The organism is Leptolyngbya sp. CCNP1308, from assembly GCF_034932455.1.
Taxonomy (GTDB): domain Bacteria; phylum Cyanobacteriota; class Cyanobacteriia; order Phormidesmidales; family Phormidesmidaceae; genus Nodosilinea.
The window spans coordinates 319628-338289 of the sequence record NZ_JAYGIH010000073.1 but is presented as its reverse complement, the minus strand read 5'-3'; the positions used below and the strand labels follow the sequence as shown (position 1 = coordinate 338289).

Below are 18662 nucleotides of genomic sequence, written 5' to 3'. Positions count from 1 at the left end.
AAAAAGGCCCATTCCTCACTATACCCCAAGCCTCCTAGCCCTTCCAGATGCTCCCTTGGGCCAGCCCTAGAGGGAGAGCTTGACCGGGGTACGGTTATTGCGAATCTCGACATCGGCGGGCAGAAACATGGAGCGCCCGGTCATTTCCTGGGGCTGGGGCAAATCCAAGATTTGCAGAATGGTGGGGGCAATGTCAGATAGCCGCCCGTCCTCGCGCAGGTTGACGTCGCCACCGTAGGCGGGCACCTTGAGCTTTTCGCCTTCGACCAAAATAAACGGCACTGGGTTAGTGGTGTGAGCCGTCCAGGGCTTGTGGTTTTCGTCCCACATCAGCTCGGCGTTGCCGTGGTCAGCAATGATAATGGCCGTGCCGCCAGCTTTGCCAATTCCGTCGATCAATCGGCCCAGTTCATAGTCAACGGCCTGGAGGGCCGTGACCGTAGAGTCCATCTTGCCGGTGTGGCCCACCATATCGGGGTTGGCGTAGTTGATCACCACTAGAGAATAAATTCCCTTCTTAATGGCGGCTAGGGCGGTATTGGTCACGGCCTCCGCCGACATGGCTGGCGCTTTGTCGTAGGTGGCCACCATGGGGCTAGACACTAGCTCGCGGTCTTCGCCCTCTAGGGGTTCTTCTAGACCGCCGTTAAAGAAGTAGGTGACGTGGGCGTACTTTTCGGTTTCGGCGGTGCGAAACTGCTTGAGACCGTGGTTAGCTACCACTTCGCCCAAAATATTGCTCAGGTTTTGGGGCGCAAAGGCCACCTTCACCGGCATCTCGGGGTCGTATTGGGTCATGGTGACAAAGCTCGGTGGCCCAATTAGTTCCCGTTCAAAGCCCTTAAAATTGGGATCAACCAGAGCCTGGGTCAGCTGGCGAGCGCGATCGGGGCGGAAGTTGAAGAAGATCACGCCGTCCTCTGGGGCGATCGCCCCAGGGGCCAGCCGCACCGGCTCCACAAACTCATCCTGGATCTCCTGGTCATAGGATTCCAGCAGCGCTTCCATGGCGGTTTTGCCGTTGCCCTCGCCGGGGTCGGTCATTACCCGATAGGCTTTCTCGACGCGATCCCAGCGGTTGTCGCGATCCATGGCGTAGTAGCGACCGCTGAGGGTGACTAGCCGACCCAGGCCAAGGCCATCCACATAGTCCTGAATTTTTTGTACCGCCACTCTGCCTTCGGTGGGCTTGGTGTCGCGACCATCGGTGATGACATGGATGCAAACTTCGTCAATATCTTGGGCCTTGGCCATCTCCAGCAGCCCAAACAGGTGCGAGAGGTGGGAGTGCACGCCCCCCTCTGAGCACAGCCCCACCAGGTGCAGCTTGCTGTTTCGGTAGCGCACTGCCTGACACACCTCTAGCAGCGCCTCATTTTCTTGCAGAGTGCCGTCTTCTACCGCATCAGAAATGCGCACCAGTTCTTGGGGCACGATGCGTCCGGCCCCAATATTGAGGTGGCCCACTTCAGAATTGCCCATTTGGCCATCGGGTAGACCGACATCCTTACCTGAGGTGCGAATTAGGGTACGGGGATAAGCCGCCCACAGACTGTCCATAATCGGAGTTTTTGCGGCGGCGACAGCGTTACCGTCGGTGTTTTCCCGATACCCCCAGCCGTCGAGAATGATTAAAACCATCGGCGGGATTGACGCTTGACTCATAGGTAAGAATCCTTGGGAGTTGGACTAACGTCTCAGCAATCATACTATCCAGAAATTTGGTCCCAATCTGAGCTGGAACGGCGCTGGAGATAGCATTCAGCACTGCGCTTGAGGCGGTCGTGCCGGGCAAATACGTTTAGCTCGACGCCGTGAGGACATGCTCGCAGCGTAACAAACTAGAAACTGTACTCTAGACCCAGCCTAAATACGCTCTGCAAGCATATGACCAGGTTAAAGTGCAATTTAAGAAAATTTTTTATAAACTGCATATTACTCTACATCTGCGTCATTTTGTAGCGCCGGCTTTGCGTTTGGCCTGCTGTTGCTGACGCTTGGCGTCGGCCTTGGCTTTTTTCTCAGCCTCTAGGGCGGCCCGCTTTTCGGCCTCGGCCTCTTCAGCTATCTTGTCGAGGTAATAGTGGTAGTCGCCCCGGTATAGCCTTAGCTCGCCATCGCGAATTTCCACAATTTTGGTGGCCACGCGGGAGATAAAGTAGCGATCGTGGGAGACCAGCAGCACGGTGCCGTCGTAGTGCTGAAGGGCTTCTTCCAGCATCTCTTTAGCGGGAATATCCAGGTGGTTGGTGGGCTCGTCGAGCATCATCAGGTTGGCGGGGCGCAGCAGCATTTTGGCCAGGGCCAGGCGGGCCTTTTCGCCACCGCTGAGGGCCTTGACCTGTTTAAAGGCCATATCGCCGGTAAACAAAAACCGCCCCAGCAGGGTGCGCACCTCTTCGTTGGTCCAATCGGGCACTTCGTCGTGGATGGTGGCGATCACAGTTTTTTCGAGATCTAGCGCTTCGGCCTGGTTTTGCTCAAAGTAGCTGGGGATCACATTGTGGTTGCCCACTTCGACCTGGCCGTCGGTGGGGGCTTCAAGGCCAGCGATCATGCGCAGCAGGGTCGATTTGCCCGAGCCATTGTGGCCGAGGAAAGCGATGCGATCGCCCCGCTCAATCAATAAATTTGTCCCCAAAAACAAAATCTTCTCATCGTAGTTGTGGGTGAGATCGCTAATCGTCACCACCTCACGCCCGCTGCGGGGAGCGGGGGGAAAGCGGAAGTGCAGGGTGCGCACGCTGCCCGTGGGGGCCTCGATGCGCTCGACTTTATCGAGCTGCTTCTCGCGGCTTTTGGCCTGGGTGCTGCGGGTGGCGCTGGCCCGAAAGCGATCGACAAAGGCCTGCTGCTTGGCAATTTCTTTTTGCTGGCGCTCAAAGGTGCTGAGCTGGGCGGCTAAACTTTCTTCTTTTTGGGTGAGGTAGGCGGTGTAGTTGCCCAGGTAGGTGGTCGAAACGCCGCGCTCGGTCTCGACGATCTGCGTACAGAGGCGATCCAAAAACTCCCGGTCGTGGGAAACGATCACCATGGGGGTGGTGAGCTTCTTGAGGTAGCCCTCAAGCCACTCGATGGTGTCGAGGTCGAGGTGGTTGGTGGGCTCGTCGAGCAGCAGCACGTCGGGGGCTTGCAGCAAGATTTTGCCCAGGCCCATGCGCATCTGCCAGCCGCCGCTAAACTCGCTGACGTAGCGATCGCCGTCAGTCGCCTCAAAGCCCATCTCGGGCAAAATTTTCTCGATCTGCGACTCTAGCCCGTAGCCGCCCAGGGCATCAAAGCGCCGCTGGAGTTTGTCTAGCTCGTGGATTAGCCGGTCGAGCTCGTCAGGGTCGGCGGTTTCCATCAGCGTGGGAATGTGGTGCAGCTTCGACTGCACCTCGTTGGCTTCTTTAAATACCGCCCAAAATTCGTCGCGTACGGTGTGGCTGGGATCAACCTCAAACTCTTGGGAGAGATAGGCGATCTTGAGGTCGGCGGGGCGAATAATGGTGCCCGTGGTGGGCTCAAGCTTGCCGGTGATGATTTTGAGCTGGGTCGATTTGCCCGCACCGTTGACGCCGACTAGACCGATGCGATCGCCCGGCTTCACCTCCCAGTTCACGTCCTTGAGAACCTCCCCGGTGGGATAAATCTTGCTGATGTGCTCTAAACGCAGCATGGGCGGCTCCAAAGGCGGACTTCAACGGACTGGGTGTAAACGAATCTTTACCAAAGGTAACGAAAAATGGCCCCGGGTTGCCTACTTTTGCGCTATCTAGCTAATTCATCCTTGAGAGAAAACTCCGCCCGCCGCTGTACCCAGAAATAAAGAGCACAAAAAAGGACGCAGCTAGGCTACGTCCTCGTTGCTTCATTGGTAAGGCTTTAGCCCCAGAAATAACTACTGACTACTTCTTCATGTCCTTGGCCATTTTGCGGAACATGTCGAGGCTGGTATCGACCTTGCGGCGCTCAGAGCTAGCATCCTTCTTGACAGCGGGTTGAGTAGAAACTTCAGATGGGGCAATCTTTTGCACAGATGCGCCCTGTTCTTGCAGTCGTTTGGCCTCTAGCGCCGAAATCTGCCGAATGCTTTCTTTTTCTCCGGTTTCACCCCGCTTTTTTGCGTAGGTGCGCCGCACGGTTTTAGACGATCGCATGTACTCAATGTTGCCGTAGCTCTTGGCATCGTCATCGCTCAAGAAATAAGCGCCCCCAACCTGCTTGATGGTGGGCTGTTGAGCAGCGGGCTGCCGCCGCACGGGACGATCTGATTCTCCGGGGTTCTTAGCTTTGCCGCCAAACAGCCCGCGAATAAATCCAGTCATGAAGCTCTCTCCTGCGTCTGTAGATAGTAGGTCGAATGGGCCAAGCCCTCAGGCAAAGCGCCCTTGGGCAGGGCAGATAGCCAGACTGGACTTAGCTGAAGGTTTGTTAATTACTATGTTAACTTTTGTTGGCAGAAAATTTAGAGGAAATTGGCTCAATCCGTGTTTTGCCTCAGGTTGGGCGTTTATGAGAGCAGTTTCTGAATAAAGACGCAGCGACTCGCCCTTTCTAAAGCATGGGGTCGGGGCGAAGGCAAAGAAATACTAGAGTGGGTAAGGATGTTTTGCCGCGCGTACCATGGTCACCTCTCCGTCTTCGCCCTTTGCCGCCGCTGTGCCCGTCGATCGCATTCGCTACAACGACCAGGGGCTGGTGCCTGCCATTGTGCAAGACCACCTCGACGGCACCGTGCTGATGATGGCCTGGATGAATGCCGAATCACTGCAAAAAACCCTGAATACGGGTGAAACCTGGTTCTGGAGCCGATCGCGCCAAGAATTTTGGCACAAAGGGGCGACTTCTGGCCATACTCAGCGAATTAAAGCCGTTCGCTACGACTGCGATAGCGATGCTCTACTGGTCACCGTAGAACAGCTGGGCGACATTGCCTGCCACACGGGCGAGCGCAGCTGCTTTCACCAGGTAGATGACCACAAGGCCGCGCCCCCCGCCGATACGCTATCTCAGGTGTTTGGGGTGATCTGCGATCGCCGCGACCACCCCAACCCCGACTCCTACACCTGCAAGCTGCTGGCCGGGGGCGACAACAAAATTCTCAAAAAAATTGGCGAAGAAGCCGCCGAAGTGGTGATGGCCTGCAAAGACGATGACGCCGATGCGATCGCCGGAGAAGCCGCCGACCTGATGTATCACACTCTAGTGGCCCTGGCCCATCACGGGGTTGACATTAAGGATGTGTACCGCAAGCTACAGGCACGGCGGCGGTGAGGGAATGGATGAATTCAAAATTCAAAGTTGAGAATTCAAAATTTTGCACTTTGAATTTTGACTTTTTCACCTTTCTCACCCGCTCACTCACGCTTCCAGCAGATCCCTAATCTTCTCATTTTCCCTACACCAACGGCGTCTTCGACGGTATCCCCGGCAGGCGCGGAAACTTGTCTGGCGTGCGTTCTACCTTGGTGAGAATGACATTGTGGCGAACGCCCTGGGTGATGGGCATAGTCTGCGATCGCACCTCCAGCAGCTTGCCGCCCAGACGCGGCAGAATCGCCGTCAGGCCAGCCTCTTCTTCCGCCGACCACTGACCTCGGTAGAGGATGGCCTGGCCCCCTAGCTTTAGCAGGGGCAGGGCGTACTCAGCGCAGGGGTTGACTGGGCCAACGGCTCGCAGCAGGGCCAGGTCGTAGGCTTCTCGGTGAACGGGCTGGTGGCCTACCTGCTCGGCCCGCTGGGGCAGAAAGCTGACGTTGTCGATCCCCAGGGTTTCGCAAACGGTTTCGAGAACGACAAGTTTTTTGCGGGTGGCATCTAACAGTGCGATCGCCCAGTGGGGAAACACCAGCGCCACGGGCAGGCCAGGGAAGCCACCCCCGGTGCCAATATCCACCACCTTGAGCGCGTCGGCCCTGACCCCATCCCCCAGCCAGGGGGCTACACCCTGGAGCGAATCCCAGAGATGCTTTTCCCAGAAATCTTCAGGGGTTGTAATCCGAGTCAGGTTGACCTGCTGATTGGCCGCCAAAATGGCGTCGTAGAGCAGCTGAAAACGCTGCTGCTGGCGATCGCTCGGCTGCCAGTGCAGAGTGCTCTGCCAGCGATCGCTGTGGAAAGGTAACACGTCCATAACTCCTAATTACCTAGCCAACGGTGGTCGAAAGGGTTGTCGTGAGCACTGGGGCCAGACGGCCGTGGTCAAGGTGCCAGCAGCGATCGGCTAGACCAGCCAGCTCATCGGCATCGTGGGACACTACCAGCAGCGTCCAGTCTTGCTTAAGCCGCCTGAGCAGCGCAATAATCTGCTGACGCATCGACCAGTCTAGGCCGGCGGTGGGCTCATCTAGCAGCAGCAGATAGGGCTTGCGAATCAGCTGTACCGCCAGAGCCAATCGTCGCTGCTGCCCGCCGCTGAGGGCATGGGGCGCGGCCTTGAGCGGCAGCTGGTCTAACCCCACCGCTCGCAAGGCTTGCTCAATCTGGTCGCGGGCCATTTCTGGATGACCCAGGCGCAGTTCTTCTAGCAGGCTGTGCCCGCAAAAGTGGCGCTCGGGAAACTGAAACACCAGCCCCGCCAGCTGCCGCAGCGACTCAGGGTCGAGATCTTGCTGCCGCCACTGAATGGTCCCCGCCGTAGGCTGAGCGAACCCCGCCATCAGCTCTAGCAGCGTACTCTTGCCCGACCCGCTCGGCCCATAGATCAGCCCCAGCTGCTGGGGCGCTAGCTCTAGCGAAATATCCTGCAAAATGGCCCTGGGGCTGGCCGGGGGATGATAGGTCAGTTGGCGAAGATAGAGCATTCCACCCGCACAGTAAAACAGTAGACGAGGCAACCAGATGCTGCGAAAACCGGTATGGCCACGGTGGTCGTACAATGACCGAGAGGCAATACCTCCTCCAGTGTGCCCTACTGGGCTGTCATTGGTAGAGACATTGGCCGGTTTGTGTAGAGCTAGGCCAGTGTAGCTTCTGTAACATTACTGCCGCAAACCCCCCAGTAATTCGCCACAATTGGGCCATCAGCTATCACGATGGTTGATCGAGCAGGCATCTCTCCCTCCAAGTCACATTCGCCCGTCTTGATGTTTAGGTCGTAAGGGGTAACTCATTCATGGTTTTTCACGCTCGCCTTGCTCCACCCCGATTTGGTTCGCGCCTTAAGGCAGTATCTGCCGGGGCGCTCACCACAGCCTTTTTAGTGCTTGCCCCCCTGTCAGCCCACGCCGGAGATCCGTTCCGCCCCAACGATCCCCACGAAATTGGTGACAAGACTGAGGCCGTTTTTAACGCGCTCTTTTACGAGGGAAACTACACCGCAGCGCAGTCACTGGTTGGGCAGGCGATCGCCGCTGAGCCCACTGAGCCGATGAACTACGCCATTGCTGCCGCCCTCGGCTATCTCAATCAGGATTTAGATCAGCTAGCCGAGCAGGCTAGTCTAACCCAGCAAACAGCCACAGCCCTTAAAGCAACTGACCCTCTGCGTGGCCACCTCTACACCGCTGTCGGCATTTTTATGGAAGGGGCCCACGTCTTGCAAACCCAGGGGATTGCCCGAGGCACCCCCTCTGTCCTGCGGCGGCTGCAGCGGGTTTTCAGCGAGCTAGAGGCGGCTGAGCGCATTGACGCCAACGATCCAGAGCTGAGCTTGCTCAAGGGCTTTATGGATCTGCTTTTAGCGGTTAACCTGCCCTTTGCCAACCCCGACCAGGCGATCGCCCGGCTGCAAAACGGCAGCCCGGCCTATCTCTCCCACCGGGGCATTGCCATTGGCATGCGTGACCTCGGTCGCTATGACGAAGCCCTGACCGAGGTTGAGAAAGCGCTGACGGCCGCTCCCAACAACCCCGACTTGATTTATCTGAAGGCACAGATTCTATTTCTTCAGCAGAAATATGACGCCAGTCTGCCCCTGTACGAGTCGGCGCTGACCTATGCGGATCAGCTGCCCGCCTCAACGGTGCAGCAAATTGCCTTTGAGGCCTGCCAGGCTGAGGGCACCGCTGGCGAGGTCTGCTTCGAGCGATCGCGCAATAACGCACCCTAGCCCCCACAAGTTCGTGCAGGTAAAGCCCTATGCTGATAAGGCAGTATGGGGCTTTACTATGCAGGTTGAATTTCGCGAGTGCGACTTCTTTAACCTTTGGATCTGGCTTAAGTTCGAAACCGTGCCCTCCTCCATGGAGCAGCAGTACGTCGACGAAGTCTTTTCGTCATGGTTTTTTTTGGGGAAGCTGGGGGGCTTTAACGCCGAAAACCTTCAGGTACAAGATACGGGCCTTGATATCAGCTATCTCCCCTACAACGAAGACCAGCTGAGCAACAGCATGCTCTCGGTGATGCACAACATTGGCGAAGTCGAGTACGAGGGGCTTTGGGCTCGCTGCTGGATCGACCTGGGCACTAGCGATGCCCTGGCCATCGACGTATTAATCAATACCCTGGAGCAGTTTAACCGCGAGTACGTGGTGATCGAAACCTGCTACATCGGTGGCGAAAACTCCGACTGGCCGATTCCAGGTAGTGGGCAGCCCGAGTTTGTCGACGAGGATGCCTAGTCTGCACCGTTGACCTTGGCGGCACCCAAAGACCAGTAAAAAGGGGATGCCTGACGACATCCCCTTTTTTGTGCGGCGCTATAGCTGCGATTCGCGCAGCGTAAAGCCGTTGCCTCCTAGACCGGCCGCTAGCGAAACATACTGCTGACGGAGCTTTCTTCGTGGATGCGCCAGATGGCTTCACCCAGCAAATTGGCCATCGACAGCACCGTCAGCTGCGGAAACTGCCGCGTCGCCGTCATCGGAATCGTGTTGGTGACAATCACTTCCTCAAATAGCCCCACCGATAGGCGCTCCACCGCCGGGGGAGAGAAGACGGCATGGGTGGCGCAGGCATAGACCTGGCGTGCTCCCTCTTGTTTGAGCAGGCGAGCCCCCTCACAGATGGTGCCAGCGGTGTCGATCATGTCGTCCACCAGCACGGCGGTTTTGCCCCGCACGTCGCCCACCACATTCATCACTTCCGCCACATTGTGGGCCTGGCGGCGTTTGTCGATAATCGCCAGGGGCGCGTCGTTGAGTTTTTTGGCAAAGGCACGGGCGCGAGCTACACCCCCAACGTCGGGGGAGACCACCACCAGGTCTTCCAGCTTCTTGCTGGAGATGTAGTCGATCAGCACCGGAGTGCCGTAGACATGATCACAGGGAATATCAAAGTAGCCCTGAATTTGGGCGGAATGTAGATCGATGGCCAAGACTCGGCTGGCCCCGGCCTTGGTCATCAGGTTGGCTACCAGCTTGGCGGTAATTGACTCGCGCCCGGCGGTCTTGCGATCGGCGCGGGCGTAGCCGTAGTAGGGAATCACAGCGGTGATCTGTCGTGCCGAAGCCCGCCTACAGGCGTCGATCATAATCAGCAGCTCCATCAGGTGATCATTCACCGGATAGCAGGTGGGCTGAATCAGGTACACATCACAGCCGCGAATCGACTCTTGAATCTGGATGTAAACCTCACCGTCGGCGAAGCGCTTGCGCACCATGGGGCCAAGGTCTAGCCCTAGGTAGCGAGCCACTTCACGCGCCAGGTCAACGTTGGCCGAGCCAGAAAAAAGTTTGAGGCGGTTGTTGTCTCCGAAGTGCGGCAGCGACGGAGTTTGCATCGGCAAAGTGGCGGAACGGATCACATCAGGCCCTCTGAGCATGTTCACCTAGGAAATCCTAGCATTCCAACTTCAAAAGCTTTTGAGCAATTATCCTTAAAAAAATTAATCGAGAAGGCCACTCTGGCGAATGTACCGCCAGGTTTTCCACAGGTTGAGCTGCTGTAGTGCCGCGACGGCCCGCAGTATTTGCAGCTCGGGCAGTGTGGCATCGATCGCAGCCGCCTGATCAAGAGCCCGATCGGCTAGTCGGGGCTGCCACGCATAGAGATGCACAAAGCCTTTGTACAGCCAGGGATAGATATTGTCAGGGGTAAGGGTCGTTAACTGCTCTAGGGTTGCGATCGCCCCCTTATCATCCTGCTGTAGTACCTGGGCCATCACCTGGGTATAGAGCCAGGGCAGCTGCTCTGAGGCTTGGGTCAGGCGGTGGGCCATAGCTAGCTCAGCCTGGGGCAGATAATCTTGGATGGGATCGTACTGGTTGATGCGCCCCATGGTGGCAAATATTGGATCCACATCACCCTGAGCCAAGCTTTGGCTAAGGCGGTGTAATACCCCTACCAAATTAGGCTCTGGGGCAGTAACGGGAGCTGCGCTAGGGTCTATCACCAGGGCTATCTGCGGCCCTGCCAGGGGCTGAGCGGCACCGGTGAGCCGATCGAGGTACTCTGCTCGAAGCGTGTAAGTACCAGGTGCCAGCGTCTCTGGCAGAATCATGCCCAGGCGTTCAATTACCGTAAAGGAGCCCTCCAGCCCCTCTCCTGGCTCAGCCAACAGCTGCCCGAGGCCAATACCGTGATCATGGATCCAGCTAGTGTTGCCATCATTTCCCGCCGACTGCCAACTCAGTACCAGCAGTCCGTGGCGGAGGGCGTCCCAAGGCCCTAGTAGCTCGTAGGTTACCGGGATGGTTTGGCCTGGGGCAGCCGCGACGGGAAGGGTAACGGATATGAGGTTAACCGTGGATGCTACCTGGTCGCTAGGGGCTACTTCTACGGGGGGCTCGGCCCGGTGGTGCAGCGACAATGTAGAGCCGTCGGGCAGGGGCCAGGCTTGCATCACCTCAAACTCTGGGCTTTGCGTCACTAGTTCAGCCAGGGCCAGCTTGGCCTCGGTAGTTGGGCTCTGGTTGCCGGTTTTGGTCAGCATCCAGGGCACAGAGCGGGCATCCTTCGCCATAAAGTCTGAACTTAACCCCAGTTCGCGACTGTACACCCGAAAGTCCTGGGTCGCCCCGTAAAAGTCAAAGGTCAGCGGGTTTACCTGAGCAGTGTTGGGAATTACCCCCAGGGTAGAGCGCAGGTAGGGTGCTTGGGTGGTGATGGTCTCTATAACCGCCCTATGGGGCCAGGGAGGGCCAGAGTAGAGAGTTCGCATCAGGCGACTGGCGGGGGGAGGGGTGCCCGGCAGTACTGCCGCTACCATCCACCCCACCATGAGGCCAGCCAAGCCCCAGCGCAGCCAGCGCCCGCCCCGATCCGGCAGCAGGGTCAGCCCTCGGGTGAGCACCAGCACCAGCACGGGTACCATCGGAGCGATGTGGCGCGAATCTTTGTTTTGCAATAGGGTCAGCATGCCGTAGCTGCCCAGCAAAAAGCTGCCCAACCAGGCCCACTTCCAGCGCAGGGAGGCAGCATCGGTCGCCACTGTTCCCCGGCCCGATCGCGCCAGCAGCAACCCAGTCACCCCACCCAAGACGCCGGCAATGAGCAGGGTGTAGGTCACTAGGCGCGGCAACATTCGAGCGTAGTAACTAAGAACTGAGCTAATGCTGTCTGGCACTAGTTCTGGGGGGATCCAGTTGGCGTTGCTGCTCTGACTATTGGTAATGATGGTGAGCCAGTTGGCCTGGATCCAAGGGCCGCACACTATCCAGGCGGCCACGGCCGCTAGCCCCCACTGCACCAGGTGCTGCCAACGGGGCCGGGTCAGAATCGACTCTAGGGCTATCCACGCGAAGGGCACTACCAGAAACAAAATGGCGGTGGGCTTGGCCAAAATGGAGAGCCCTACCCCTAGCCCGGCGGCGATCGCCCAGCCCCACCTGGCGGCTGGCTGAGCTCCTCGCCACCCGGTCAGGCTGGCGAAGGTGGCGGTCACGGCGGACACCAGCCCCAGATCCAGCAAATAGTCGAGCCGCAGGGCGTAGAGCATAGGAATCGTCAGGCTCAGCCCCGCCGCCCATAGCCCAGTGGTGCGGCCAAACAGGCCTCGACCGAGCCCGTACAAAATTCCCATCAACAGCCCGGCAAATAGCGTGTTGACCACCACCGCTTGGTCAAAACCACGCCCTAGAATGTTAAAAATCGGCACTGTAGCGAGGTAGACCAAGGGAGCACGGTAGCCCGGCGACTGCCGCCACAGGGTAGTCCACCAGTCTGGGTCGAACCATTCGGGCTGCTGGAGCACCCGCCAAAAGTTAAGGGCGCGGGTCAGGTGTTCGCCCTGATCCCAGGCGGGGGGAGACTGATCGTTGAGCAGCCAGAGGCCGTCGGCGATCGCAGCTGCCAGCCACAACCCCACCAAAATCAGCCAGTCTTGCTGATACCAAGGCTTCACCGTCCGAGTCGGGGGCAGAGGCTGAGCGCTGACGGCAAGCTCCGCTGAAGAGGAATTGGACTTAGGTACGGGCGGGGGGCGATCGGCCATCGGCTTCCCTTAACTATGGAGATAACGGTAGCGGCGCTACGCCTCGATTATCAACGACAACTTAGCTTTACAGAACTATGCCATTTTGCCAGGGTATTCACCACATCGCGATTATCTGTAGCGATTACGCTCAATCCAAGCATTTCTACACCCAGGTGCTGGGGTTCGCAGTATTGCGGGAGACCTACCGAGCCGAGCGCCAGTCTTACAAGCTCGATTTGGGTCTGGAGGATGGTACCCAGATCGAGCTGTTTTCTTTTCCTAGTCCGCCACCTCGCCCCTCCCGCCCCGAGGCTCAGGGGCTACGCCATCTAGCGCTGGTGGTAGATGACCTAGAGGCGGCGGTTCAGTATCTCCATGCCTGTGGAGTGACGACGGAAAAGATTCGTCTAGATGAGCTGACCGGCAAGCGCTTTGTCTTCTTCCCAGACCCTGACCAGCTGCCTATTGAGCTGTACGAGCGCTAGCTAAAACTCGTCGGTCAGCCACTCTGATGCACGCTCGCCCAGGGGTAGAGGAATGCTGACGGCTTTGCCTAGACGGGGGCGATCGCGGGTCTCGGCAATCTGCTGCTGCACATACTCCACCTGTCCCCACTCGTGGAGATAGAGGATGACCTGATTGAGGTGGGCCAGGTACTCCTCTTCGCTGAGGGGAAACGATACCTGTTCGAGGTAGCGCCACATCACCTGGAGAAAAATCTTGCCCTGGGTGCGCCGAAACTGAACGTCAAAAGAGTAGCCCCACTTGTCTATTAATAGCGCTTGTAAATCTGCCCCTGTCACGCCCTTACCTCTGCTCTAGTACCGTTGCTGCATATACATTTCTTTACGATACGCTCTATCGGTCAACCGCCCCTACACCAATGCTTCACTGGCTAAAAATGGGCAGATAACAGGACTGGACAACATTTTGCAAAATCTAAGGCTCTTTTTAAGCCACAAGATTCCTTTCCCTCGCTTTTTCTAGCCAATGCCTGCTTTTTCTGCAATTTGGGGATCGGGATGGTGCGATCGCTCCCCTGCTTTTACTTTCGGCAGGGATTTTCTGAGAACGGCAAGATGCAATAATACGATTGGTAAAGCTAAAAGCGTGGTCAGCGACATCGGGACTGCTCCAAAGTGGTGCCCCACAAAGGGTTGGTCGGGCTAGCGTAACGGGTCATGCATCCGCTTGCTGATCCCTGCATCAGCTACCGCCGTTGATAGCTGTTATTCATTTGAAACAGGTATACCAGTCTGGATTATGACGCAAGTTTCTGGAACCGCCGATGTCCCCGATTTGGGACGCCGCCAATTTATGAACCTGCTGCTGCTGGGGGCCGCCTCTGGGGCCGTCGGTGGCATGCTCTATCCCGTTATTAAATACTTCATTCCGCCCTCTAGCGGCAGCAGTGGGGGCGGAGTCACCGCTAAGAACGAACTGGGCAACGATGTGATTGCCAGCCAGTTTGTCGCTACCCACAACCCCGGCGATCGCGTTTTGGTGCAGGGTCTCAAGGGTGACCCCACCTACCTAGTCATTCAGGAAAGTGGCTCCCTAGAGAGCTACGGCATCAGCTCAATCTGCACCCACCTGGGCTGTGTAGTGCCCTGGAACGCCAGCGAAAATAAATTCATGTGCCCCTGCCACGGCTCTCAGTACGATGCCACCGGCAAGGTTGTCCGTGGCCCGGCGCCGCTGTCCTTGGCGCTGGCCCACGCCGACGTCACCGACGATGACAAAGTTACCCTCAGCAATTGGACTGAAACCGATTTTCGCACCGGCGAGTCGCCCTGGTGGTCCTAGGCTGAGCCAGATCTCTGGCCAACTGCAGCGCCATCCCCCGTTGACATCACCCCAGTTGACATAACCTTTGAACGCATGAATAGACTCACTTCGTTAATCAACGGCCTGCGCCCCCTCGCCATCACTTGCGCCGCCGTGCTGACAGTCTTTGCAGGCTGGCTGGCGGTTCCCCAGACCGCCGAGGCGTATCCCTTCTGGGCCCAAGAAAACTATGCAGCCCCCCGCGAAGCCACGGGCCGCATAGTCTGTGCCAACTGCCACCTGGCGGCTAAGCCCACAAAAGTAGAAGTTCCCCAGGCCGTTCTGCCCGACTCTGTGTTTAAACTCAAAGTCGAAATTCCCTACGACCTCAACACCCAGCAGGTATTGGGCGACGGTAGCCGGGGCGGCCTCAACGTCGGGGCTGTAGTGGTACTGCCTGAGGGCTTCAAGATTGCACCTGCCGATCGCATGTCTGAAGAGCTAAAGGAAGAAGTTGGTAGCACCTACTTCCTGCCCTACAGCGATACCCAGGAAAACATCGTGCTGGTCGGCCCCCTGCCCGGCGAGCAGTACCAGGAAATCATCTTCCCCGTGCTGGCTCCCGATCCTGGCCAAGACAAGTCGGTTTCCTTTGGTAAATACCAAATTCACGTTGGCGGCAACCGTGGCCGTGGCCAGGTGTACCCCACCGGTCAGGCTAGCAACAATACTGTTTACAACGCCACGATGACCGGTACCGTCACCGAGATTGAGCCCCAAGCAGCCGGTGGCTACCAAATCACCATCCAGGCTGACGCCGGTAACGCCGTAACCGAAACCATCCCCGCTGGCCCCGAGCTCCTGGTTGCGGAGGGGGATGCCGTAGAAGTTGGTAAACCCCTGACCACCAATCCCAACGTGGGCGGCTTTGGTCAGATGGATACTGAAATCGTGCTGCAAAGCCCCAACCGCATCAAGGGTCTAGTGGCCTTTGTGGCGGCGGTAATGCTGACCCAGATCATGCTGGTGTTGAAGAAGAAGCAGGTCGAGAAGGTTCAGGCTGCTGGAATGACCATGTAGCACCCCACAGCAGTTTAGCTAGTGGATTTCATCGAACTGTTCAACGGTAGGAAAAAGGGACGCTAGCTAGCGTCCCTTTTTCACGGCCTGACGTTTAGGTGTTCTGATTTTAGGCAGACGGCTGTCGTCAGGAGTCTGTTTAATGAGCTACAATTGTTAAGTATTTTTGCATATTCGAAACTCGTCTTGAGCTTCCTTCCGGTTGGCGCTCTGGGGTAGTTTCGTTGCCCGCTCATTATCGCCAAGGTTTTACACAGTTATGACGCTTCCCATTCGCAACGTTGCAATTATTGCCCACGTTGACCACGGCAAAACTACTCTTGTCGATGCCCTGCTCAGGCAGTCCGGCATTTTTCGCGAAGGGGAAACCGTACCTGACTGCGTGATGGACTCTAACGATTTAGAGCGGGAGCGGGGCATTACGATTCTGTCGAAGAATACCGCCGTTCACTACGGTGAAACGTTGATCAATATCATCGACACCCCTGGCCACGCCGACTTTGGGGGCGAGGTGGAGCGGGTGCTGGGTATGGTAGACGGCTGCATTCTAATTGTGGATGCCAACGAAGGCCCTATGCCCCAGACTCGGTTTGTGCTCAAAAAAGCTCTAGAGAAGGGGCTGCGCCCCATTGTGGTGGTCAATAAAATCGACCGAGCTCAAGCTGAGCCTCACAGCGCCGTAGATAAGGTGCTAGATCTCTTTATTGAGCTGGGGGCTGACGACGATCAGTGTGAGTTTCCCTACCTATTTGCCTCAGGAATCTCGGGCTACGCCAAGACCAAGATCGAAGATGAGAGCACAGACATGAAGCCTATGTTCGAGGCCATCCTCGACCATGTGCCGCCCCCGGTTGGCGATCCTGAAAAGCCTCTGCAAATTCAGGTGACAACCCTTGACTATTCTGAGTACCTGGGCCGCATCGTGATTGGCAAAATCCATAATGGAGTGATCAACGCCGGGCAGCAGGCCGCCTTGGTCAGAGAAGACGGCAGCCTGGTGAAGTCTAAAATCTCCAAACTATTGGGCTTTGATGGCCTGCGGCGCATTGAAATTGAAAGCGCCTCGGCGGGTCACATTGTAGCGGTAGCGGGCTTTGCTGATGCCAACATCGGTGAGACGATCACCTGCCCCACTAACCCCCAGGCGCTGCCGCTGATTAAGGTCGATGAGCCTACCCTACAGATGACCTTTGTGGTTAACGATTCGCCTTTTGCGGGGCAGGAGGGTACATTTGTTACCTCTCGGCAGCTGCGCGATCGCCTCATGCGCGAGCTTGAGACCAACGTGGCCCTACGGGTCGAGCCGACCGATTCTCCCGATCGCTTTTCAGTGGCGGGCCGGGGCGAACTGCACCTGGGCATTTTGATTGAGACCATGCGCCGCGAGGGATATGAGTTTCAGGTGACTCAGCCCCAGGTGATTTACCGCGAAGTTAACGGTCAGCCCTGTGAACCCTACGAACTGCTGGTGCTCGACGTGCCCGAGGAGGGGGTCGGTGGCTGTATGGAACGTCTGGGCCAGCGCCGGGGCGAGCTGCAAGATATGCGGGTGATGGGCGACGGCCGCGCCACGCTGGAGTTCGTGATTCCAGCGCGGGGGCTAATTGGCTTCCGCGGTGAGTTTATGCGTCTGACCCGCGGTGCAGGCATTATGAACCACAGCTTCTCAGACTATCGCCCGCTCTGTGGTGAAATTGAATCTCGCCGCAACGGAGTGTTAATCTCCTTTGAGGAAGGGGTAGCCACCTTCTACGCTCTCAAGAATGCTGAAGACCGGGGGATGTTCTTCATCACCCCTGGCACTAAGGTCTACAAGGGCATGATTGTGGGTGAGCACAACCGCAATCAAGATCTTGACCTCAATATCTGCAAGAGCAAGCAGCTCACCAACCACCGCGCCGCTGGCGGCGACGAACTGGTGCAGCTCCAGACTCCTGTGGATATGAGCCTGGAGCGGGCTCTTGAGTACATTGGCCCAGACGAGCTAGTGGAAATTACCCCAGAATCTATCCGCCTGCGCAAGCTGTCTAAGAAGCTGGCAAAGCGTTAGGTTAGCGATTCCGCCAGTCCTTGCGTCGGTAGTTTGCTAAAAGCGTCTACATCTCGCCTGCCCTCCATTGGTAGAGCGTTAGGGTGTAGACGCTTTTGGTTTGTAAGAACGCTGGGTTGCCGGATTGACTGGGTATGCTGAAGCAGAGTCGCCAGGCACGCACATAGAGGAAACAGGTTTGAAACGGTTTACGCAGTGGCTAGAGCATCGCTGGGTCAACCCAGCCTACGTGGGTTGGATTTTGCTGGGGCTGGCGCTGTTCTTTTTTGCGGCGGCAACTAACACTCTCGCCGGTTGGCTATACGTGATTAGCGGCGTGATGCTGGCGCTGTTGCTGATCGCGGCGGTGCTGCCGCCCCGGAACCTGCAAGGGCTAGTGGTGACGCGATCGCCCATTGCCCCTGTTACTGCTGGGGTGCCGCTAGATATCGAGCTTCAGGTACGCAACACCCAACGCCAGAGTAAGGGGCTGTTTCAGGTGATTGACCCGCTGCCTGCGCGGCTGGGGGTGGTAGCGGTACATGCCGTGGGTACGCTGCCCCCAGGGCAGCTCCACACCTGGCGATACCCAGTACCGACCACGCGGCGGGGCGTCTATCGCTGGCCAGCGGTAGATCTGCGCACGGCGGCTCCCCTAGGCTTGTTTTGGTGTCGGCGCACAGTGTCTACTCCTGCCACAGCGGTGGTCTATCCCCAAGTGTTGCCCCTGAAGCGCTGCCCCCTACTGGACACCGTTGGCCAACGCCAGGGTCAGCACTGGCGCTATAACCCGTTAGCTAAGGCCGACACCCAGGGAGTGACGCGATCGCTGCGACCCTACCGCTGGGGCGACCCCACCCGGCTGATCCACTGGCGCACTAGCGCCCGCTACGGTGAGCTGCGGGTGCGCGAGCTAGAAAGCATAACCGCCAGCCGAGAAATTCTGATTGCCCTCAATACCGCCGCGCGCTGGGGTGAGGCGAGCTTTGAGCAGGCGGTGGTGGCAGCGGCTTCGCTCTATGCCTACGCCGTAAAGCAGGGGTTTACCGCAGCGCTGTGGTTTCCCCAGGCAGACACCCTGCGAGACTCGGCCCGAGTAATGCACGCCCTGGCTGAGATCAACCCTGCTCCGTCCCGCGATCGCGCCCTTGCACTACCGCAGATATCCACTATTTGGCTCACGGCTGTTGGTGCTCAGCCCGTTGTCTTAGCCGCTGGCAGTCGGCAGTTGGTCTGGGGTAACGGCAACAGCCCTGCCACTTCAGTAGATGCCTTAAGCACAATGCAGATAGATTCTGAGCTTCCCTTAGAACCTCAGCTCCAGGCTAACCTGTCGCATATGTCCAGTTGATTAGGATACCTATCAAAGCAAGTCCCTGCACCAAAGGACTTCTTGACAGCGAAATATCCTAACGATTTGCTCACCTGCAATAGCTGGCTAAAGGTTCAGCGCCATATCCAAAATCTTCTGGGGAGAGCGATTGACTAGCTATCTACACCTTCAAG

The 18662-nt window shown here is 57.5% G+C and carries 17 protein-coding genes; 8 read left to right on the top strand and 9 right to left on the bottom strand.

The features are described from left to right. Positions 1 to 66 precede the first annotated feature (66 nt). The 3 genes from gpmI to VB780_RS18250 form a co-directional block, all read right to left on the bottom strand. A complete protein-coding gene (gpmI, locus tag VB780_RS18260) occupies positions 67 to 1665 on the bottom strand; it encodes a 2,3-bisphosphoglycerate-independent phosphoglycerate mutase (RefSeq protein WP_323352606.1) in 1599 nt (532 codons plus the stop codon). 286 nt (positions 1666 to 1951) lie between these two features. Continuing rightward, positions 1952 to 3661, bottom strand: a complete 1710-nt coding sequence (locus VB780_RS18255) for an ABC-F family ATP-binding cassette domain-containing protein (RefSeq protein WP_323352605.1) — start codon at positions 3659 to 3661, stop codon at positions 1952 to 1954. A gap of 229 nt (positions 3662 to 3890) precedes the next feature. Next, the gene (locus tag VB780_RS18250; RefSeq protein WP_323352604.1) at positions 3891 to 4310 is read right to left on the bottom strand and encodes a hypothetical protein; all 420 of its coding nucleotides are present in this window, start codon (positions 4308 to 4310) and stop codon (positions 3891 to 3893) included. A gap of 298 nt (positions 4311 to 4608) precedes the next feature. Between VB780_RS18250 and hisIE the strand changes: the two genes are divergently transcribed. Next, positions 4609 to 5259, top strand: coding sequence for a bifunctional phosphoribosyl-AMP cyclohydrolase/phosphoribosyl-ATP diphosphatase HisIE (gene hisIE, locus VB780_RS18245; protein ID WP_323352603.1), 651 nt, complete (start codon positions 4609 to 4611; stop codon positions 5257 to 5259). Between the two features lie 124 nt (positions 5260 to 5383). Here hisIE and rsmG read toward each other — a convergent pair whose 3' ends face one another. Beyond that, complete coding sequence (gene rsmG, locus VB780_RS18240; RefSeq protein WP_323352602.1) at positions 5384 to 6118, bottom strand: 16S rRNA (guanine(527)-N(7))-methyltransferase RsmG; 735 nt, start codon at positions 6116 to 6118, stop codon at positions 5384 to 5386. Between the two features lie 13 nt (positions 6119 to 6131). Beyond that, the gene (locus VB780_RS18235) at positions 6132 to 6788 is read right to left on the bottom strand and encodes an energy-coupling factor ABC transporter ATP-binding protein (protein WP_323352601.1); all 657 of its coding nucleotides are present in this window, start codon (positions 6786 to 6788) and stop codon (positions 6132 to 6134) included. 311 nt (positions 6789 to 7099) lie between these two features. Between VB780_RS18235 and VB780_RS18230 the strand changes: the two genes are divergently transcribed. Together VB780_RS18230 and VB780_RS18225 are read left to right on the top strand one after the other, a co-directional pair. Further along, on the top strand, positions 7100 to 8035 hold the full coding sequence (locus tag VB780_RS18230; protein ID WP_323352600.1) for a Sll0314/Alr1548 family TPR repeat-containing protein: 936 nt from the start codon (positions 7100 to 7102) through the stop codon (positions 8033 to 8035). Positions 8036 to 8093: 58 nt separating this feature from the next. Then, complete coding sequence (locus VB780_RS18225) at positions 8094 to 8546, top strand: DUF3531 family protein (protein WP_323352599.1); 453 nt, start codon at positions 8094 to 8096, stop codon at positions 8544 to 8546. 128 nt (positions 8547 to 8674) lie between these two features. On the opposite strand, the gene VB780_RS18220 is transcribed toward VB780_RS18225, so the two are convergent. Next, positions 8675 to 9646, bottom strand: coding sequence for a ribose-phosphate pyrophosphokinase (locus VB780_RS18220; protein WP_416349244.1), 972 nt, complete (start codon positions 9644 to 9646; stop codon positions 8675 to 8677). Positions 9647 to 9751: 105 nt separating this feature from the next. Beyond that, entirely contained in the window at positions 9752 to 12298 is a 2547-nt protein-coding gene (locus VB780_RS18215) for a glycosyltransferase family 39 protein (RefSeq protein ID WP_323352598.1), read from the bottom strand. Between the two features lie 77 nt (positions 12299 to 12375). Between VB780_RS18215 and VB780_RS18210 the strand changes: the two genes are divergently transcribed. After that, positions 12376 to 12765, top strand: a complete 390-nt coding sequence (locus VB780_RS18210; protein ID WP_323352597.1) for a VOC family protein — start codon at positions 12376 to 12378, stop codon at positions 12763 to 12765. Here the strand turns inward: VB780_RS18210 and VB780_RS18205 are convergent, their stop codons facing one another. Together VB780_RS18205 and VB780_RS18200 are read right to left on the bottom strand one after the other, a co-directional pair. Further along, entirely contained in the window at positions 12766 to 13083 is a 318-nt protein-coding gene (locus VB780_RS18205; RefSeq protein ID WP_323352596.1) for a DUF3067 family protein, read from the bottom strand. It lies immediately after the preceding gene. A 180-nt stretch (positions 13084 to 13263) separates the two neighbouring features. Further along, the gene (locus tag VB780_RS18200; protein ID WP_323352595.1) at positions 13264 to 13404 is read right to left on the bottom strand and encodes a hypothetical protein; all 141 of its coding nucleotides are present in this window, start codon (positions 13402 to 13404) and stop codon (positions 13264 to 13266) included. 139 nt (positions 13405 to 13543) lie between these two features. Here VB780_RS18200 and petC point away from each other — a divergent pair, with 139 nt between their 5' ends. The 4 genes from petC to VB780_RS18180 all read left to right on the top strand — a co-directional run bounded on the left by petC (position 13544) and on the right by VB780_RS18180 (position 18507). Further along, a complete protein-coding gene (gene petC / locus VB780_RS18195; protein WP_323352594.1) occupies positions 13544 to 14086 on the top strand; it encodes a cytochrome b6-f complex iron-sulfur subunit in 543 nt (180 codons plus the stop codon). 75 nt (positions 14087 to 14161) lie between these two features. Further along, on the top strand, positions 14162 to 15127 hold the full coding sequence (gene petA, locus VB780_RS18190; protein ID WP_323352593.1) for a cytochrome f: 966 nt from the start codon (positions 14162 to 14164) through the stop codon (positions 15125 to 15127). A gap of 259 nt (positions 15128 to 15386) precedes the next feature. Then, the gene (typA, locus tag VB780_RS18185) at positions 15387 to 17177 is read left to right on the top strand and encodes a translational GTPase TypA (RefSeq protein WP_323352592.1); all 1791 of its coding nucleotides are present in this window, start codon (positions 15387 to 15389) and stop codon (positions 17175 to 17177) included. 178 nt (positions 17178 to 17355) lie between these two features. Then, positions 17356 to 18507, top strand: coding sequence for a DUF58 domain-containing protein (locus tag VB780_RS18180; protein ID WP_323352591.1), 1152 nt, complete (start codon positions 17356 to 17358; stop codon positions 18505 to 18507). Positions 18508 to 18662: the final 155 nt, after the last annotated feature.